This is a genomic window from Hydrogenophaga sp. A37, from assembly GCF_002001205.1.
In the GTDB taxonomy this organism is placed as follows: domain Bacteria; phylum Pseudomonadota; class Gammaproteobacteria; order Burkholderiales; family Burkholderiaceae_C; genus Hydrogenophaga.
In genome coordinates, this window is record NZ_MUNZ01000061.1 from 1 (window position 1) to 16,559 (window position 16,559).

The following is a 16,559-nucleotide window of genomic DNA, read 5'->3' on the forward strand; positions in this document are numbered from 1 at the left end:
AGCTGATCCAGCTGCGCTGGCTGGCCCTGTTCGGCCAGATCGCGACCGTCGAAGTCGCCTTCCACGGCATGGACATCCCCATCCCGCTGCAGCCCATGCTCTGGGTGCTCGCGGGGCTGGCGGCGTTCAACCTGCTGTCGCAGCTGCGTTGCCGCAACCAGCGGCCCGTGACCAGCGTCGAGCTGCTGCTCACCCTGCTGGTCGACGTGGGCGCGCTGACCGCTTTGCTCTACCTCAGCGGCGGCGCCACCAACCCCTTCGTGTTCCTGTTCCTGCTGCAGGTCATCCTCGGGGCGGTGCTCCTGCCGGTCTGGGCCACCTGGGTGATGGTGGGCGTGACCACGCTGTGTTTTGCCGGGCTGGCGCTGCTGGCCCTGCCGCTGCCCCTGCCGCTCGACCACGACCGGGGCCTGGCCAGTCCCTACACCCAGGGCATGCTGATCTGTTTCGTCCTCAACGCCGTGCTGCTGGTGGTCTTCGTCACCCGCATCGCGGGCAACCTGCGCGAGCGCGACACGCGGCTGGCCCTGCTCAGGCAGCGCGCGGCCGAAGAAGACCACGTGGTGCGCATGGGGCTGCTGGCCTCGGGCGCGGCCCATGAGCTGGGCACGCCGCTGTCGACGCTGGCCGTCATCCTGGGCGACTGGCAGCACCTGCCGCACTTCAGCTCCGAGCCCGAGCTGGCCAACGACGTGGCCGAGATGCAGGCCCAGGTGGCGCGTTGCAAGTCCATCGTCAGCGGCATCCTGCTGTCGGCCGGCGAAGCGCGCGGGGAGTCGTCCGGCGAAACCACGGTCTGTGCTTTTCTGGACCAGGTCGTGCAGGCCTGGCGCGAGCGCCGGCCCGGCGCGAACCTGCAGTACCACAACGGCTTCGGGCGCGACCTCCCCATGGTGGCCGACTCCGCGATCCAGCAGATGATCGGCAACGTGCTGGACAACGCACACGAGGCCTCGCCGGGCGCGGTGTGGTTCGAGGCCCGCCGTGAAAACGGCTTGCTGACGCTGACGGTCTGGGACCAGGGCCCGGGGTTCGCGCCCCACCTGCTGCCCCAGATCGGCAAGCCCTACCAGTCGAGCAAGGGGCACCCCGGTGGTGGACTGGGGCTGTTCCTGGTGTTCAACGTCGCCCGCACACTGGGGGGCGCCGTGGCGGTGCGCAACCTCGACGAGGGCGGCGCCCAGGTGCGCATCACCCTGCCGCTGCTGGCCATCACCCTGCCCGAGGACGAGCCCCATGGCACCTGAAGACACCCCGCCCAGTGAGCGCCTGCTGATCGTCGAAGACGACGCGGCCTTCGCGCGCACGCTGGCGCGCTCCTTCGAGCGCCGCGACCACGAGGTGCGGGTGGCCGCGAGCCACGAACAGTTGCTGGAGCAACTGCGCAGCTTCGCGCCGACCCGGGCGGTGGTGGACCTGAAGCTGCAGGGCGAGGCCTCGGGCCTGGCCTGTGTGCGCACCCTGTTCGCGCACGACAGCAGCATGCTGATCGTGGTGCTGACCGGTTTCGCCAGCATCGCCACCGCCGTGGAGGCGATCAAGCTCGGCGCCTGCCACTACCTGGCCAAGCCGTCCAACACCGACGACATCGAGGCCGCGTTCGGGCGGGCCGGAGGCACGACCGAGGTGGCGCTGACCAACCGCCCCAGCTCGATCAAGACGCTGGAGTGGGAGCGCATCCACCAGGTGCTGGCCGAGACCGGTTTCAACATCTCGGAAACCGCCCGGCGCCTGGGCATGCACCGCCGCACCCTGGCCCGCAAGCTCGACAAGCAGCAGGTCAAGTAGGGCGAGTTCTGCATGGCGCCGGAGCACCGCCTGGACCCATGAAGCGGTGCAGCCCAGCACCCCAGGGCACCGCCGGTCTGGCTTCGCCAGACGGCCAGTGCCGCCCCCTGGGGGGTAGCGCGAAGCGCTGCGGGGGGAGCACTTTCACTGGGGATCATTTCAACTTTTGGATCTCTTCGGGTGTGCCGTTCCAGATCTCGAAAAAGCCTTCGCTCTGTTTGACCTGCATCCAGGTGGACCACTTCGTGTGGGCCAGTGCCGGGTCGGCCACGGCGAGGTCGTTTTGTTCGACGCCGAGTGCGAGCGTGCCACCGCGCTGGTAGCCCGGTTGGGCCTGGGCGCGACGCACCATGTTCTGGACGCGCTGCAGCTCGGCCTGGGTGGCGGGCGGCAGGCTGTAGACCAGCCAGCGGCGGCCAGGGCCGGGGGCGTCGAGGCCGAGCGTGGCGCCGCCGGTGCTGCTCATGGCCAGCGGCAGTTTTTTGTCCACCGGCTCAAAGGCCCCCGCCACCTTGGGCGTCAGCTTGAGCTGCAGATAGGGCACCGCAGCGGCCGGCGGCGTGAGGCGCGCGTCCACCTGCAGCGCCACCATGAAATGCGCCGGGTTGGCGTCGAGCATCTGGCCCGAGAGCTGGGCCAGGCGCGGCAGCGAGCGCAGCGGAATGCCGCTGCACGCGGCGAGGGCCGCGCCGGCCGCGAGCACCAGGCTGCGGCGGGTGAGGGAAGGCAAAGTTGAAGGCGAAATGGAGGGTGAAGGTGTGTGTGACATGGTGGGTGTAGCGCGGTTGATTTGACAAAAATTATCATAAAACAATAAAATATTGTCAATCTACAATCATGAAACGCCAGCCGAAAGGTGTGGCGACTGGAGAAAACGCGATGACCTCAAATACCCGCCCCCACACGGTTCCCTCACTGCAATCCGTGCGCCGCATCAGCCGCTGGATGGTCGCGGCTTGCTGGTTGATCTTGCTGCTCTTGCCCCTGGCGCTGGTGGGTTACTGGGCCACGGCGAGCGACGCCGTGCTGGCCGGCCACGCCAACCTGTCGGCCAGCGCCATTCAGGGGCCGCTGCTGCCCTGGCAGCGGCTGGCCGCGGGTGCGGTGATGGCGGTGCCCCTGGTGCTGCTGCTCATGGGCGTGTGGCAGGCGCGGCGCTGCTTCGAGATGTTTGCCCAGGGGCAGGTGTTCACCGCGCAGGCCACCCACCTGCTGCGGCGTTTTGCGGGCTGGGTGGCGTGGGCGGCGCTGGCCGCGCTGCTGGCGAGCTCGGTCACCTCGGTGCTGCTGACCCTGCACCACCCGTCCGGCATGCGTCAGTTGGCGATCGGCGTCGGTTCCAACCACGTGTTCACGCTGTTCTTCGCCGGGCTGGTCTGGCTCATGGCCGCGGTGATCGGGCAGGGTCAGGCCATGGCCGAAGAAAACGAGGGCTTCGTCTGATGCCCATCGTCGTGCAGCTGGACGTGATGCTGGCGCGGCGCAAGGTCAAGTCGCGCGACCTGGCCGAGTTCGTCGGCATCACCGAGGCCAACATGTCCTTGCTCAAGCAGGGCAAGGTCAAGGGCGTGCGTTTCGAGACGCTGGAAAAGATCTGCGAGTACCTGCAGTGCCAGCCGGGGGACTTGCTGGTGTTCGTACCTGCCGTTGAACCGCCGGTGGTGCCTTGAGTGGGGCGTTTCGTTGCTTGCTCCTCGCGTGCCAAGGCCTGTGCGCTCAGGCCGCAGCGCTTGAGTGAGGCGGTCGGCGCGGTGCGCCGACTGCCCTGCGATGCTCGCGGCCGTGGCCCCGTCGCCAAACTCGCTGCGTTCGCTTCGCTCTCTCCGCTCAGACATGGCGACGAGTCAGATGACGAGGCGCGCTGCGCGCGCGGCCACGGCCCCTGCGCTTCTCGGCGCCTCACATGGCGCGCTGCGGCCTGAGCGCACACGCCTTGGCTGAAAAGGGGTTGGCACACCACCGTTGGAATATCCAAACGCTTGTTGCTGCGGCAGGCGCTGTGCGGTGGGGGCGACTTTCCGGGGTGGCTGTGTCCGCCCGTGTGGGGCCGGGCGCGCAAGTGCGCGCTTCGTCAACTGACTCGCGGCCACTGTCTGAACGGAGAGAGCGAAGCGAACGAAGAGAGTTTGGCCGCGCCGGCCCCACACGGGCGGACACAGCGAAGTCGGCGCAGCCGACCACCCCGGATGAGCCCCCGCCGCACAGCGCCTGCCGCAGCCGCAAGGAGCCGGATCTGCAAGGAGAAGTTGAGAGGCGAAACGCCTCAGAAACGCAGACCCAGGTTCAGCGAATAGCCCTTCACACTGGCGCCGCCGCTGTCGAGGTAGTTCATGTGGTCCGCGCTCAGCGAGAGGTGGTCGGTGGGCATGAGGCGCAGCCCGAAGCCGTAAGACAGCTTCTTGTCCTCGCCCGAGCCCAGCCCCTGGAACGTCACCTTGGTGCGCGCCATGCCGACGCGGCCAAACAGCTCCACCGGGCCCAGGCCGAACTTCGGCGTCAGGTACACGCCATACAGCTGGTTCACCTTGGCCGTGGTGCTGATGCCGCTGGAGCCGCTGTTCTTCACGCTGCTGCTCCGGGCGTTGAGGCCGCCGATGGCTTCAATCGCGAAGCTGTCAATGAGTTGAAAGCCCACCAGGCCACGCAACATCACCGGCTCGGCGGTGGCGCGCAGGCCGATCACCGGCACCGACAGGCCGAGCGACAGCGGCGAATAGCCGATCTCGCCGTAGACGCTCTGGGCGTGCGCCCACTGTGCGCTGCCGCTCGCGGCCAGCAGGGCCGCCATCACCAGGTGTTTTTTGTTCATGTTCGCTCCGCTGAAAATAGGGTTGACCGATTCTAGAAGCTGGCCCCCGCCTGATGTGGTGCCGGCGGCGGCTGGTGCTCTGGCTTCGATAATCGGTCTTTCCCAGGCGCCACGCCGCCGATGCCACCTCAATCCCCCTGGTCTTTGCATGCACACCCTTGAACAACTGCGCAGCGGCGCGCTCGCCGGCACCCGATGGCTCGACCTGAGCGCCGGCCTGACCGAGCTGCCGAACGAGGTGTTCGCACTGGCCGACACGCTGGAGGTGCTGAACCTCAGCGGCAACCGATTGACATCGCTGCCGCACGACCTGTCGCGCCTGCACCACTTGAAGATCGTCTTCTGCTCCGACAACCCGTTCACCGAACTGCCCGAGGTGCTGGGCGACTGCCCCGCTTTGCAAGTGGTGGGCTTCAAGGCCTGTGACATCCACCGCGTGTCCGGTGCCGCGCTGCCGCCGGCCCTGCGCTGGCTGATCCTGACCGACAACGCCATCGAGCACCTGCCCGACGCGCTGGGCGAGCGCCCGCTGATGCAAAAGCTCATGCTCGCGGGCAACCGCCTGAGCGCGCTGCCCGAGGGCCTGGCCCACGCCGGGCGCCTGGAGCTGCTGCGGCTCTCGGCCAACCGCTTCGAGCAGTTGCCCGCTTGGTTGACCGCGCTGCCTCGCCTGTCATGGCTGGCGCTCTCGGGCAACCCGCTGGGCTGGACCGTGCCCGCGCCAACACCCCTCCCTACGGTGCCGTGGGCCGATCTGCAGATTGGCGAGGCGCTGGGCGAAGGTGCGTCCGGCCGCATCTCGCGGGTGACGTTGGCGGGCCACGGGCAGGGGCTCGCGCTCAAGCTGTTCAAAGGCGCGGTCACCAGCGACGGTCTGCCCGAGCACGAGCTGGCGGGCAGCCTCGTGGCCGGCCAGCACCGGGCGCTCTGCACGCCGGTGGCCGAGCTGTCGGCGCACCCACAGGGCACGCCGGGCCTGCTGTTGCCGCTGATCCCGCCGGGGCATGTGCACCTGGCCGGGCCGCCCAGCATGGCCAGTTGCACGCGCGACGTGTACGCCGAGGGCTGGCGCATTGGCGCGGCGCAGGCGCTGCGCCTGGCCCGCACGGTGGCCGGCGCCGTGGCCCACCTGCACCTGCAAGGCGTGATGCACGGCGACCTGTACGCGCACAACATCCTGTGGGACCCACAGAGTGGTGATGCGATGCTGAGTGATTTCGGCGCGGCGACGCTGTTGCCCACCGACCGGCCAGCGCAGCGGCTGGCACTGCTGGCGCTGGAGGTGCGGGCTTTCGGTTGTCTGCTCGAAGAGCTGGTGGCGCATGCGCAGCGTGTGGCGGACGAGGCACCGGCCTGGGTCGTTCTGGAGGAGTTGGCGCGCGCCTGCCTGCAGACCGACCCGGCGCTGCGGCCCACCCTGGACGACGCGGTCCTGGCGCTGGAGCGGGTGGCCGCCTGAGCTGCCCGCGAAGGGGGACGCACCCCAAGGGCACTTGGGCGCGCCCTGTGCGATGGACAGGCATCGCGCTACAGTCGGCAGCACATCGCGCCAGGCCATCTTCAGGCCTTTTGGCGCGCCATCAAAAGGGGTTGACATGGTGTGGCTGGTTCTGGGTCTGGTGCTGTTTCTGGGCGTGCACAGCGTCTCCATCGTGTCGCCGGTGGGGCGCGACCGGCTGGTGGCGAAGATGGGCGAGGGCGGGTTCAAGGGCCTGTACTCCGTGGCCGCGGCCGTCGGGCTGGTGCTGATCGTCTGGGGCTACAGCCTGGCCCGCGAAAACCCGGTCATGCTCTACAGCCTGCCCGGTGGCTTCCGTCACCTGGCCGCGTTGCTCCTGCTGCCCGTCTTCGTGCTGCTGCTCGCGGCCTACCTGCCCGGGCGCATCCAGCGCGCGGCCAAACACCCCATGCTGCTGGCCGTGAAGCTCTGGGCGCTGGCGCACCTGCTGGCCCAGTCGGTCACCGGCGGCACGCTGGCCGACGTGTTGTTGTTCGGCGGGTTTCTCGCCTGGGCCGTGGCCGACCGCATTTCGCTCAAGCGCCGCGCGCTGGCCGGCCTCACCCGCGCGGCACCTGCACTGCCCGGCAGCGGCGCCAACGACGCCATCGCCGTGATCGGTGGCCTGGCGCTCTACGGTCTCACGGTGATGTGGGCCCATGCAGCGCTGTTTGGCGTTCGTCCCTTCGGCTGACCCTGGGAAGGCCGGGAACCATGGGGCTCGCAAGGGCTCCCACCGCGATCACTTGAAACTCAGGAGAACCCCATGACCCGTGCGTCCCTCATGGCCATCCCGCTGGCGCTGTTGTTTGCGACGGGCGCTAACGCCGCCAGCTTGCGCACCGAGGTGGTGGCCAGCGGCCTGCAAAACCCCTGGGGTCTGGCCTTCATCGACGGCGGTCGCATGCTGGTCACCGAGCGGCCGGGGCGCATGCGCGTGGTCGCTGCCGACGGCACGCTGGGTGCCCCGCTCACGGGCGTGCCCAAGGTCGAGGCCCAGGGGCAGGGCGGCTTGCTCGACGTGATCACCGACAGCGGCTTCGCCCGCAACCGCACCATCTACTTCTGTTTCTCCGAGCCCGGCGCGGGCGGCAACTCCACCGCGCTGGCCTCGGCCCGCCTGTCCGACGACGCCACGGCGCTGGAGGGCGTGAGGGTGGTGTTCAGCCAGAAGCCGAAGTTCGCCAGCAAGGTGCACTTCGGCTGCCGCATCGTGGAGGGCAAAGACCACACGCTGTTCCTCACGCTGGGCGACCGCTTCGCCCGCAAGGACGACGCGCAAACCCTGGACAACCACCACGGCAAGGTGGTGCGCCTGCGCAAGGACGGCACGGCGCCGCCCGACAACCCCTTCACCACGCGCCCCGGCGCATTGCCCGAAATCTGGAGCTACGGCCACCGCAACCTGCAGGGCGCGGCACTCGGCCCCGACGGCCGCTTCTGGACCAGCGAACACGGCCCGCAGGGCGGCGACGAAATCAACCACCCCGAGGCCGGCAAGAACTACGGCTGGCCGGTCATCACCTACGGCGAAAACTACGGCGGCGGCCCCATCGGCCAGGGCATCACCACCCAGGCCGGCATGGAGCAACCGGTGCACTACTGGGTGCCGTCCATCGCGCCGTCGGGCATGGCCTTCATCACGAGCGAGCGTTACGGCAAGGCCTGGAAGGGCAGCATGCTGGTGGGTTCGCTGAAGTTCCAATATGTGGCGCGGCTCACACTCAGCGGCACCAAGGTGGTGAAAGAAGAGAAGCTGTTGCCCGATCTCGGCAGCCGGGTGCGCGACGTGCGCGAAGGCCCCGACGGCTTCATCTACCTGCTCACCGACGCACGCAACGGGCAGGTGTTGCGGCTGCTGCCCTGAACCCTTTAACGACCCCGCCTTTCACCATGCTCCGCACCCTCAAAGACCTGTTCGATAGCTTCACCGCGCCCGCCGAGCAAGCGCCCGCCGCGCGCCAGCACACTGTGCAGCTGGCCACCGCCGTGCTGTTGGTGGAGGTGATCAAGGCCGACCCTGCCACCGGGCCCGATGAGCAGGCCGCGCTGTTCGCGGCGTTGACCACCAAGTTTGCATTGGCGCCCGACGAACTGGCGCGCCTGGTGGAACTGGCCGAGGCCACGGCCAAGGGCTTGTACGACTATCACCGCTTCACCAGCACCCTGAATGAACAGTTCAGCCAGGAGCAAAAAATTCAGGTGGTCGAGGCCATGTGGCAGATCGCCTTTGCCGACGGGCACCTCGACGTGCACGAGAACCACCTCATCAGCAAGGTCGCCGGCCTGCTGCACGTGACGCACGGTGAATACATCGCGGCCAAGCTGCACGCCAAGGCCGCCGCCGGTCAGTGAGCGGCCATGGCAAGGTGCGGCGCGGAGGGCCTTGCAGGGCACTTCTCTGAGCGTCCCGTTCAAGGCAGAAACACCACGGAAGACAGTGCGCTGAACACCACTGCCGCCGCCGTGTTCGGCCGCCCGCTCGACCGCTTCATCGCCTTCACACGCCGCTCCACGGCAGCATGCGCGGCAGCAGCAGGCCGGCCGCACCCTCGAGTGCGGCATACATGAAGAGGATGCGCAGCGCCTCCAGGGTCTTGTTGGCCGGGGCCGGCGCCAGGCCGCTCATCCAACGTGCCAGGTAGTAGCAGGCCGACAGCACGACCGCCGCGACGATGGTGCAATGCCAGGCCAACAGGGCATGGATCGCCGCGCCTTGCCCGCTGGCATCGCCGCGCAGCCCGGCGTGCCACCAATCGAGACCGTCCACCACCAGCGCGGCCACGAGGCACACCATGCTCAGCGTCATTGCCGCGGCGCTGAGCCCGCTGCCGCGCTTGAACTTCGCCATCAGCGGCCGGGCCGCAAAGGCCAGGCCTGCCGCTGCACCCAGCAGCAACAGGCCGGGCAGCAGCGCGCCGCGCGGCGCAGCGACCGTCCACCCGTCGGGGTGGGCGCCGAACAGGTAAAGGTATGAAAACAGCGCCATCAGGAAGATCATTCCCAGCACGATGACCAGCAGCACCGCGGCCCACCAGCCGTGCGATGTTGGGCCGGTCACATAGGTCGGCAGCAGGATGCCCGCGCCTGCGTCGACCTGCTTCTGCGGCAGGTGGCGGTCGTTGCTCCAGACCCAGCGCATCAGGCACACGACGGTCAGCACGCCGCAGATGCCGCTCAGTGCCAAGGCCTTCACCGTCAGCAGCAGGAAGAAGCCCGCGGTGAAGAGTGCCGCCAGCAGCGGCCACCAGGAGGGCCCGGGCATGATCTGCACGTACTGCGGCTCCGCGCGCGAGCTGCTCGTGATCAGCGTTTCGCGCGCGCCGGTGGCAGTGCCGGGCAGGAAGTAGCGCCCGGCCTCGACGTCCTCGCGCAGCCGGGCATCGGCCCACAAGGGCTCGAGGTCGCTGACGACAGGGATCGAACGCACCGCGTAGTTGCCGGTGGCCAGCCACTCCAGCGTGCCGCCCTGGTACACGTTGCGGGCGTTCCCCCCGACATTGGCTTGGCGGCCGTAACAGCGGATGGCGTCGATCAGGAACAGCAGCACCCCGGCCGCCATGATGAAGGCGCCCACGGTCGAGATGAGGTTGGGCAGCTCCCAGGCCCGGCCCGGCAGGTAGGTGTCGACGCGCCGCGGCATGCCCATCAGCCCGGTCAGGTGCATGGGCAGGAAGCAGACGTGCACGCCGACGAAATTGAGCCAGAAGACCCAGCGCCCTGTGCGTTCCGAGAGCTGCTGGCCGTTGATCATCGGCGTCCAGTAGTAGAGCCCGGCAAGCAGCGGGAACACCATGCCGCCGATCAGCACGTAATGGAAGTGCGCGACGACGAAATAGCTGTCGTGGGCCTGGCCATCGAAAGCGACCAGGCCCACCATCACGCCCGTGAGGCCACCCATCACGAAGATGAGGATGCCGCCGACAAGAAACAGCGACGGCACGTTGCGCTGGACCTTGCCCGAGGCGAGCGTGGCGATCCACGCGAACACCTGGGCGCCGGCGGGAATCGCCACCGCCATGGACGCGGCCGAGAAATAGCCGGCCGACAGCCCGGGCAGGCCCACCGTGAACATGTGGTGGGCCCAGACCCCGAAGCTGATGAAACCGGTGGCGATCAAGGCCAGCACGACGACCTCGTGGCCCACCAGCGGCTTCTGCGCGGCCGTGACGATCATGGTCGACAGCATGGCCGAGGCCGGGATGAAGATGATGTAGACGTCGGGGTGGCCGAAGAACCAGAACAGGTGCTGGTACAGCAGCGGGTCGCCGCCGCGCGTTGCGTCAAACAGCGGCCAGTTGAAGGCGCGCTCGAGTTCCAGCAGAAAGGTCACCATGATCATCGCCGGGAAGGCCAGGATGATCATCACGCCGAAGATCAGCACGGCCCAGGCGTAGACCGGCATCTTCGAAAGCAGCATGCCCGGTGCGCGCGTGCGCAGCACGCCCACGATGAGCTCGATGGCGCCGGCAATCGCGCTGATCTCGATGAAGCCGATGCCCAGCAGCCAGAAGTCGGCGTTGATGCCCTTGGCGTAAACCCCGGAGCTGAGCGGCGGGTACATGAACCAGCCACCGCTGGGCGCCAGGCTGAAGAAGATCGAACAGAAGAAGACGACTCCACCGATCAGGTAGGCCCAGTACGAGTATGCCGACAGCCGCGGGAACGGCAGGTCGCGCGCCGCAATCATCTGCGGCAAGAGCAGCACCGCGATGGCCTCGACGGCCGGCACGGCGAACAGGAACATCATCACCGAGCCGTGCATCGTGAACAGCTGGTGGTAAGTCTCCTGCGGCACCACGCCCGCCAGCGGCGCGGCCAGTTGCACCCGCATCACCAGCGCCAGGATGCCGGCGGCGACGAAGAAGCCGAAGGCCGTGACGATGTACAGGAAGCCGATGAAGTTGTTATTGACGGCGCTGAAGGCGCGCCACCCTGTGGGCGTTTCCCAGACCTTTTTCAGGGTGTCCAACTCTTCGGGCGGCCTGTCGCCTTGGGTGGGAAAACGTTCGTAGAGCCGCGCGTCGAAGCCGGTCTCCGACGGCGCAGCCGCTGCGTCGGCGACAGCACCCACCACGCCCGGGGGAACGCTGCGGCTCACTTCAACGACTCCATGTACGCGGCCAGCGCGTTGAGCTCTGCGGCCTGCAGCGAGCGGTAGGCAGGCATGCGGTTGTTGGGCTTGATCGACTGGCTGTCGCCGATCCAGCCGATCAGCGTGCCGCGGTTGTTCGGCAGGATGCCGGCGCCCAGCGACTGACGCGAACCGACGTGCGTCAGGTCGGGACCCGACAAGCCCTGCGCGGTGGTGCCGGCGACGCGGTGGCACGCAGCGCAGCCGACCTCACCGAAGAGCTGGCGGCCGCGTTGCACCTCGTCGTGGGCGGCTGCCGCGGCCGGGGCGGGCTGGGCTTGCTGGCGCGCCAGCCGCGCATCGCGCCAGCGTTGCCATTCGGCAGGTTCATGGGCCACGACCACGAAGCCCATCAGCGAATGCGCCCCGCCGCAGAACTCGGCGCATTGCCCGCCGTAGACGCCCGCCTGGTCGGCCTGCAGCTTGAGCCGGTTGGTGCGGCCGGGGATCATGTCCATCTTGCCGCCGAGCTTGGGCACCCAGAAGCTGTGGATCACGTCTTCGGACACCATGTCGACGACCACAGGGCGGCCGACCGGGATGTGCAGTTCGTTGGCATCGGCATGGAGCTCCTTGCCCGCCGCATCGAGGTAGGACACGCGCCACCAGTAGATGTTGCCGGACACGCGCATGCGCAACTCGTCGCCCTGGATCGTCGTCATCCCGGCGACCATCACCGTGCCCCAGGCCAGCAGCACCAACAGCACGCCGGACGGGACGATCAGCCCGAACCACTTGACGACACCCTCGCCACCGAGCCTGGCGCGCAGTTCATCGCTGCCGTACAGCGCCACCCACAAGGCCGCGCAGACCAGTACGAAGATCAGCGTGAACAGCGCGATCAGCACCCAGGCCAGCGTGGTGACCGTGTTCGAGAACGGGCCGTGCGGATCGAGCACCGGCGGCGGCCAGCCGCTCAAGGCCTCAGCGAGGCTGGAGGAGATAGGCTGTGACATCGCGGGCTTCCTGATCGGTCATCACCATGGCCGGCATGGCCGTCCCGGGCACCAGTGCCGGGGCGTTTCTCACGAACTGCATCAACACGCCGGGCTGGTTGGGCAGCCGTCCGGCGATCAGGCCCTGGCGCCCGAAGCCTTCCAGTGACGGCCCGAGTCCGCCGCGCGGCCAGGTCACGTCGGGGAAGGTGTGGCAGGCCACACAGCCCTTGTCGGCCACGAGCTGCCGACCGTTTGCAGGGCTGGCATCGCCCAGCGTCGGTGTGCGGTCGGGCGGGCCATCGCAGGCCACGAGGCTGAGGCAGGCCAGCATCAGCCACCGGCCGGAATTGCCCCCGCAACCACCGCCGGATTTTTGCCTGAACGATGATCTGGTTTCCATGCGACATCCGTCATTGCTGAATCAGCACCGGCCCGCGTACCGCGGTGGGCTGTTGCTGGCCTGGTGCGCCATGGGGTTGGCGACGGCGTGCACCGATCGCACCACCAGCAGCGACGACCGCTGGGGCCGCGGTGGCGAGCTGATCGCGATGAGCGGTGGCGAAGGCGGCGCGCGCTACGCCTGCGCCACCTGCCACGGCGTGCGTGGCGAGGGCAATGGTTTCGATGCGCCGCGCCTGGCCGGGCTGCCGGCGGGCTACCTGCAGAAGCAGATGGAAGACTACGCCGCGGGCTTGCGGCCGCACGAGGTGATGCGCGACGTGGCGCGCTTTCTCGACAGCCACGAACGCGTGCGGGTGGCCAACCATTACGCCGCCCTGCCGCCGCAGGCCTTGCCGCCCGCCACACACGAAGCCATCGACGCGGCGACCCCGGGGCTGTACGCCCGTGCATGTCAGCAGTGCCATGGCGTCGAAGGGGTCGGCACCGCGAACGGGCCGCCGTTGAACGCCCAGCCGGCCTTCTACCTGACCCAGCAACTGCAGGACTGGCAGGTGTCGAAGCGGCGCAATGACGGCAGTCATGTGATGTTGAAGGTGGCGCAGCAGCTCCAGCCCGAGGCGCTCAGGCAGTTGAGCCTTTATCTGGCGCAGATCCCACCACGCCGGGCACTTGCGGACCGTTGAGATCGAACATCGAAGGCAGGACCTTGTCCCGCTTGACCAGGTAGTGCAGCACGGCTGCGCCGGCATGGCCCGGAATGGCCAGCGCCGTGATCCAGACGATCCAGACATGCGCCGTCGCGGCCCCCTGCATCAGGCGGTGCTGCAGGCCCTCTGACAACTGGTCGAAGGGCAGGTTGGGAAACGGCACCACCCCCGCAATCGACAACGGCAGGTCGCTGGGCAGCGTGGACCACATGACCCAGCCGCTGATCGGCAACGCGAAAAAACTGAAATAGAACCAAGCTTGCAGCATGCGGCTGGCCTTGCCCGCCAACGAGGCCTCGTCCACGTTGTCCGGGGCGCCGAGCTGGCTGCGCCAGAAGAAGCGCAGCGTGCCCAGCAGCATGATCGTCAGGCCGACCTCGGTGTGGATCTGGTAGCCGACGTGCTTGTCGCCCCCCACCGGTTGCCAGCCCAGGTACCAGCCATGGGCCAGCTGGAAGAGCATCAGCGCCGCCATGACCCAGTGGAAAGCGACGCCAATCGGCGAGTACAGGCCGCGCCGGTGGTAGCCCTCGGCCCATTCGATGGCGGCAATCAGGTTCATGCCGCCTCGACCCGCCAGCCACGCGCACGTTCGGCGTCCATCCAGCGCCAGCCGATCCACATCGCCGCGGCCAGGTAGGCGATGCTGCCCGGCGCCCACATCAAGATGCCGGCCAGTTGCTGGTCTTGCAGGGGCGAGACACCCCAGCTCAGCGCCGACGCGAAGTGCGGGGCATACAGCGGCCGCCCTGCGAAGGTGATCAAGGCGCCCAGCAGCCCCATCGACACCGTCGTGGCCAGGATGGCGCCCATCGCGGCGACCGCGCCGGCCCCACGCACCGCGACCCAGAAGGCCACCGCGCTGGCCAGCAGGGTGAATTGCATCAGCGCGTAGATACCGTCCGACGACAGGGCGGCCGCATAGGGCGCCGGCGCATGCCAGGTCCAGATGGTTACCGCGGCGACGGCCGTGGCGCTCCACAGCGACATCGGCAGACGCCGCAGCCAGGGCGCCAACCCGAACGCCAGCAACGGCGCCATCACCAGCACCAGCGCGATGTGATGGACCACCCGCACGGTGAAGAATGCCGAGCTCAGGGCACACAGCGGTGACACGTAGAGCACGACCGTGAGCGCCCACGCAGCACGCAGGCTCAGCAGCCGACTGCGCGTGAGGTCGGGACCCACGGACACGCGCCACAGCGCCAGGGCCAGCAGCAGCAGGCCAGCGCCGAGCACCGGGTCCAGGTTCCAGCGGCTCAGCCAGATCTCTGGGCCGGGCGCCTCGCCGCAGTAGGGGACCCACCGCCTGAGTTCATCCATGGCTGTTCCTCCAATGGGGGTGCGAGCCCGGCCCGGGCGGCGACCCCATGTGCATCACACCACGGAGAGAGATGGCGCACTGTTCGGTGGCGAACAGATGTTTGCCCAACCATCGCAGGGTCGTCGACGCCTGCCTGGGTTCAATGCTGCGATCGGATGGCAGCCTGCTCAGGGAAGGTGTCTCCAAAGAGCTGTAGCGCCGGGCCGTTCAAGGCATTGAGCAGCTCTCTGGGCTCGACCGCTTGTGCCACGGTCAGTGCGCCACTGCGCTGATACGACGGATCCATCAATCGCCACGCGAGCTCGGTCACGATCGGGGCCGTCACGGCATAGATGTCTTGCCCTCGAACGCCTGCAGACCGGATGGATCCGCCTTGGGTGAGGCGCACCACCAGTTCGAATCGCTGGGCCGAGCGCCCCAGTTCGTCGGTCGCCACGGGAGACGGCGTCGACGCATCACGGATATCGGCCAGCGCCGAGCGGTTGAGCAGCGAGCGCACTTCTCTGACCTGGAGGTGGTGGGCCAGCGTGATGATCTCGCTGAAGGGCATTTCAACCATGGCCTGTCTGCCCAATGGCGGTGAGAACGTCCAGTCCTGTGCTTCATTCGAGGGTTGAAACGGTGACAAACGGCCGTCCTTCACGACCACGCGCGGAGCCTTGTTGCGCTCACCGGTTTTGCGCGTTCCCTCCGTGGGCCACCAGTGATCGAGACCGATGGCAATCGTGATCTCGTCAATGGTCCCCTCGCTTCCCAGCGCGCTGGCCAGAAGGTCGGCCAGTCCGCCATAGAAGGCCGCCGCGGGCACCACCACACGACCGGCTTGACGTGCTGGCTCGTCGAGCTCAGCCAACGTGGATTGCGCGCTCGGCTGCTCTGCCGTGACGTCGATGTAGTGGCACTTGGCGTTCAGCGCCGCACGCGCCACTGCCGCGGCAGTGTCCAGAAACGGGCCCGCGCAGTTGATGACGACCTGGCAGCCCGCAAATGCCTGCTCAAGGCTGTTCAGATCATCCATCGCTGCGGTGCGGCGAACGACGTGGGGCAGCAAGGCGTCCAGTCGCGCGGCGTCGCGCCCGACAGCGACGACCGACAACCCTCGGCGCAACAACGCTTGAACAACGAATTGACCCGTGTGACCCGTGGCACCAACCACCGCGACGCACTTGTTGACGACATTCATGAGAAGCTCCTTAAAAAAGATACAGACCTGTCTGTAGTTCTTAGATTACAGACAGGTCTGTATCATGTCAAGCATGAAAACAAAACCTGTTTCGCTGCGCACTGGAGACGGATTGCGCACAGAACGCCCCAGCGGGGCGCCGAGGCGTCGACTCATCGCCCAAGCTGAAGGCACTTCGGCGGCCGAGCCGGCGCTCGATGTCCGCGACCGCATTCTGGAAACCGCTTCTCGCCTGTTCTATGAACGCGGCGTCCGAGCGGTCGGCGTCGATCTGGTCGTGCTGGAGGCCGCCGTGGCAAAAACCAGCCTGTACCGGTACTTCCCGACCAAGGACGATCTCATCGTCGCGTTCCTGGAGAAGGAAGACATCGAGTTCTGGGCGCAGTGGAGCCGTGTTGCCGCGCAGTTCCCCGGCGATCCCCTGGGGGAGCTGGATGCGCACATGCGCTGGATCGGCGAGCGCCTGGCCCGCTCCAACTACCGCGGCTGTCCTCAGATCAACGTGGCTGCCGAGTTCGCCGAGCAGGATCACCCCTCACGCCAGGTGTCACGGCGACACATGCATGATCTGCGCGAGCGCCTGCTGCACATTGCGCAGCAGCTGAAAGTTGCACAGCCCGACCAGCTCGCGGCCCAACTCGCCGTGTTCGTGAACGGCGCATTTGTGAGTTCAGGACTGCTCAACGCTGAAGAGGCAACGGCCGTGTTGCAAGCCGCGGTGAAAGCGTTGGTCGCTGGGGCACGCGGGGAAGCGTGAGCGCGGCGCTTCCCATCTG

18 protein-coding genes are annotated in these 16,559 nt (G+C 67.8%); 10 read left to right on the forward strand and 8 right to left on the reverse strand.

Going from position 1 to position 16,559, the window contains the following annotated elements:
* Positions 1 to 2: 2 nt before the first annotated feature.
* Both B0E41_RS03150 and B0E41_RS03155 read left to right on the forward strand, forming a co-directional pair.
* Entirely contained in the window at positions 3 to 1,247 is a 1,245-nt protein-coding gene (locus B0E41_RS03150; RefSeq protein WP_253194579.1) for an ATP-binding protein, read from the forward strand.
* Complete coding sequence (locus tag B0E41_RS03155; RefSeq protein WP_077328715.1) at positions 1,237 to 1,788, forward strand: response regulator transcription factor; 552 nt, start codon at positions 1,237 to 1,239, stop codon at positions 1,786 to 1,788. The genes B0E41_RS03150 and B0E41_RS03155 overlap by 11 nt, the downstream gene beginning before the upstream one ends.
* A 154-nt stretch (positions 1,789 to 1,942) precedes the next feature.
* Here the strand turns inward: B0E41_RS03155 and B0E41_RS03160 are convergent, their stop codons facing one another.
* Positions 1,943 to 2,518, reverse strand: a complete 576-nt coding sequence (locus B0E41_RS03160; RefSeq protein ID WP_077328717.1) for a hypothetical protein — start codon at positions 2,516 to 2,518, stop codon at positions 1,943 to 1,945.
* Positions 2,519 to 2,667: 149 nt separating this feature from the next.
* Between B0E41_RS03160 and B0E41_RS03165 the strand changes: the two genes are divergently transcribed.
* Positions 2,668 to 3,231: a DUF2975 domain-containing protein gene (locus tag B0E41_RS03165; RefSeq protein ID WP_171984646.1), complete on the forward strand. Its 564-nt coding sequence runs from the start codon at positions 2,668 to 2,670 to the stop codon at positions 3,229 to 3,231.
* Positions 3,231 to 3,458 (forward strand): helix-turn-helix transcriptional regulator, encoded by a 228-nt coding sequence (locus tag B0E41_RS03170; RefSeq protein WP_077328721.1) that lies wholly within the window; start codon positions 3,231 to 3,233, stop codon positions 3,456 to 3,458. Before B0E41_RS03165 ends, B0E41_RS03170 begins: the two co-directional genes overlap by 1 nt.
* A 593-nt stretch (positions 3,459 to 4,051) precedes the next feature.
* Here the strand turns inward: B0E41_RS03170 and B0E41_RS03175 are convergent.
* Entirely contained in the window at positions 4,052 to 4,597 is a 546-nt protein-coding gene (locus tag B0E41_RS03175; protein WP_171984647.1) for an outer membrane beta-barrel protein, read from the reverse strand.
* Positions 4,598 to 4,745: 148 nt separating this feature from the next.
* On the opposite strand from B0E41_RS03175, the gene B0E41_RS03180 reads away from it, so the two are divergent.
* The 4 genes from B0E41_RS03180 to B0E41_RS03195 all read left to right on the forward strand — a co-directional run bounded on the left by B0E41_RS03180 (position 4,746) and on the right by B0E41_RS03195 (position 8,450).
* Complete coding sequence (locus B0E41_RS03180) at positions 4,746 to 6,056, forward strand: leucine-rich repeat-containing protein kinase family protein (protein ID WP_077328726.1); 1,311 nt, start codon at positions 4,746 to 4,748, stop codon at positions 6,054 to 6,056.
* A 136-nt stretch (positions 6,057 to 6,192) separates the two neighbouring features.
* Positions 6,193 to 6,789 carry an NnrU family protein gene (locus B0E41_RS03185; RefSeq protein WP_077328728.1) on the forward strand — a complete coding sequence of 199 codons (597 nt, stop codon included), beginning with the start codon at positions 6,193 to 6,195 and terminating at the stop codon, positions 6,787 to 6,789.
* A gap of 90 nt (positions 6,790 to 6,879) precedes the next feature.
* Positions 6,880 to 7,962: a PQQ-dependent sugar dehydrogenase gene (locus tag B0E41_RS03190; protein WP_253194589.1), complete on the forward strand. Its 1,083-nt coding sequence runs from the start codon at positions 6,880 to 6,882 to the stop codon at positions 7,960 to 7,962.
* 26 nt (positions 7,963 to 7,988) lie between these two features.
* Positions 7,989 to 8,450 (forward strand): TerB family tellurite resistance protein, encoded by a 462-nt coding sequence (locus tag B0E41_RS03195; RefSeq protein ID WP_077328733.1) that lies wholly within the window; start codon positions 7,989 to 7,991, stop codon positions 8,448 to 8,450.
* Positions 8,451 to 8,595: 145 nt separating this feature from the next.
* On the opposite strand, the gene B0E41_RS03200 is transcribed toward B0E41_RS03195, so the two are convergent.
* Genes B0E41_RS03200 through B0E41_RS03210 form a run of 3 tightly spaced genes read right to left on the reverse strand, consistent with a single transcriptional unit; the run spans position 8,596 to position 12,567 of the window.
* Positions 8,596 to 11,196, reverse strand: coding sequence for a cbb3-type cytochrome c oxidase subunit I (locus B0E41_RS03200; RefSeq protein WP_077328736.1), 2,601 nt, complete (start codon positions 11,194 to 11,196; stop codon positions 8,596 to 8,598).
* Positions 11,193 to 12,185 (reverse strand): c-type cytochrome, encoded by a 993-nt coding sequence (locus B0E41_RS03205; RefSeq protein ID WP_077328738.1) that lies wholly within the window; start codon positions 12,183 to 12,185, stop codon positions 11,193 to 11,195. The genes B0E41_RS03200 and B0E41_RS03205 overlap by 4 nt, the downstream gene beginning before the upstream one ends.
* The gene (locus B0E41_RS03210) at positions 12,154 to 12,567 is read right to left on the reverse strand and encodes a c-type cytochrome (RefSeq protein ID WP_253194581.1); all 414 of its coding nucleotides are present in this window, start codon (positions 12,565 to 12,567) and stop codon (positions 12,154 to 12,156) included. Before B0E41_RS03210 ends, B0E41_RS03205 begins: the two co-directional genes overlap by 32 nt.
* Between B0E41_RS03210 and B0E41_RS03215 the strand changes: the two genes are divergently transcribed.
* The gene (locus B0E41_RS03215; RefSeq protein ID WP_077328743.1) at positions 12,566 to 13,252 is read left to right on the forward strand and encodes a c-type cytochrome; all 687 of its coding nucleotides are present in this window, start codon (positions 12,566 to 12,568) and stop codon (positions 13,250 to 13,252) included. The genes B0E41_RS03210 and B0E41_RS03215 overlap by 2 nt on opposite strands.
* Here B0E41_RS03215 and B0E41_RS03220 read toward each other — a convergent pair.
* The 3 genes from B0E41_RS03220 to B0E41_RS03230 all read right to left on the reverse strand — a co-directional run bounded on the left by B0E41_RS03220 (position 13,191) and on the right by B0E41_RS03230 (position 15,783).
* Positions 13,191 to 13,838 (reverse strand): cytochrome b/b6 domain-containing protein, encoded by a 648-nt coding sequence (locus tag B0E41_RS03220; RefSeq protein ID WP_077328745.1) that lies wholly within the window; start codon positions 13,836 to 13,838, stop codon positions 13,191 to 13,193. The two genes, B0E41_RS03215 and B0E41_RS03220, sit on opposite strands and share 62 nt — an antisense overlap.
* Positions 13,835 to 14,599: a cytochrome c oxidase assembly protein gene (locus B0E41_RS03225; protein WP_077328747.1), complete on the reverse strand. Its 765-nt coding sequence runs from the start codon at positions 14,597 to 14,599 to the stop codon at positions 13,835 to 13,837. Before B0E41_RS03225 ends, B0E41_RS03220 begins: the two co-directional genes overlap by 4 nt.
* A 140-nt stretch (positions 14,600 to 14,739) precedes the next feature.
* Positions 14,740 to 15,783, reverse strand: a complete 1,044-nt coding sequence (locus B0E41_RS03230; protein ID WP_077328749.1) for a saccharopine dehydrogenase NADP-binding domain-containing protein — start codon at positions 15,781 to 15,783, stop codon at positions 14,740 to 14,742.
* A 112-nt stretch (positions 15,784 to 15,895) separates the two neighbouring features.
* Here B0E41_RS03230 and B0E41_RS03235 point away from each other — a divergent pair, with 112 nt between their 5' ends.
* Positions 15,896 to 16,540, forward strand: a complete 645-nt coding sequence (locus B0E41_RS03235; RefSeq protein ID WP_253194583.1) for a TetR/AcrR family transcriptional regulator — start codon at positions 15,896 to 15,898, stop codon at positions 16,538 to 16,540.
* Positions 16,541 to 16,559: the final 19 nt, after the last annotated feature.

Bases quoted from the DNA above. Each gene is read 5' to 3' on its own strand.
- B0E41_RS03180 (WP_077328726.1), top strand. From the start codon at position 4,746: ATGCACACCCTTGAACAACTGCGCAGCGGCGCGCTCGCCGGCACCCGA.
- B0E41_RS03190 (WP_253194589.1), top strand. From the start codon at position 6,880: ATGGCCATCCCGCTGGCGCTGTTGTTTGCGACGGGCGCTAACGCCGCC.
- B0E41_RS03205 (WP_077328738.1), bottom strand. From the start codon at position 12,185: ATGTCACAGCCTATCTCCTCCAGCCTCGCTGAGGCCTTGAGCGGCTGG.
- B0E41_RS03225 (WP_077328747.1), bottom strand. From the start codon at position 14,599: ATGGATGAACTCAGGCGGTGGGTCCCCTACTGCGGCGAGGCGCCCGGC.
- B0E41_RS03165 (WP_171984646.1), top strand. From the start codon at position 2,668: ATGACCTCAAATACCCGCCCCCACACGGTTCCCTCACTGCAATCCGTG.
- B0E41_RS03170 (WP_077328721.1), top strand. From the start codon at position 3,231: ATGCCCATCGTCGTGCAGCTGGACGTGATGCTGGCGCGGCGCAAGGTC.
- B0E41_RS03185 (WP_077328728.1), top strand. From the start codon at position 6,193: ATGGTGTGGCTGGTTCTGGGTCTGGTGCTGTTTCTGGGCGTGCACAGC.
- B0E41_RS03210 (WP_253194581.1), bottom strand. From the start codon at position 12,567: ATGGAAACCAGATCATCGTTCAGGCAAAAATCCGGCGGTGGTTGCGGG.
- B0E41_RS03230 (WP_077328749.1), bottom strand. From the start codon at position 15,783: ATGAATGTCGTCAACAAGTGCGTCGCGGTGGTTGGTGCCACGGGTCAC.
- B0E41_RS03220 (WP_077328745.1), bottom strand. From the start codon at position 13,838: ATGAACCTGATTGCCGCCATCGAATGGGCCGAGGGCTACCACCGGCGC.
- B0E41_RS03155 (WP_077328715.1), top strand. From the start codon at position 1,237: ATGGCACCTGAAGACACCCCGCCCAGTGAGCGCCTGCTGATCGTCGAA.
- B0E41_RS03195 (WP_077328733.1), top strand. From the start codon at position 7,989: ATGCTCCGCACCCTCAAAGACCTGTTCGATAGCTTCACCGCGCCCGCC.
- B0E41_RS03175 (WP_171984647.1), bottom strand. From the start codon at position 4,597: ATGAACAAAAAACACCTGGTGATGGCGGCCCTGCTGGCCGCGAGCGGC.
- B0E41_RS03215 (WP_077328743.1), top strand. From the start codon at position 12,566: ATGCGACATCCGTCATTGCTGAATCAGCACCGGCCCGCGTACCGCGGT.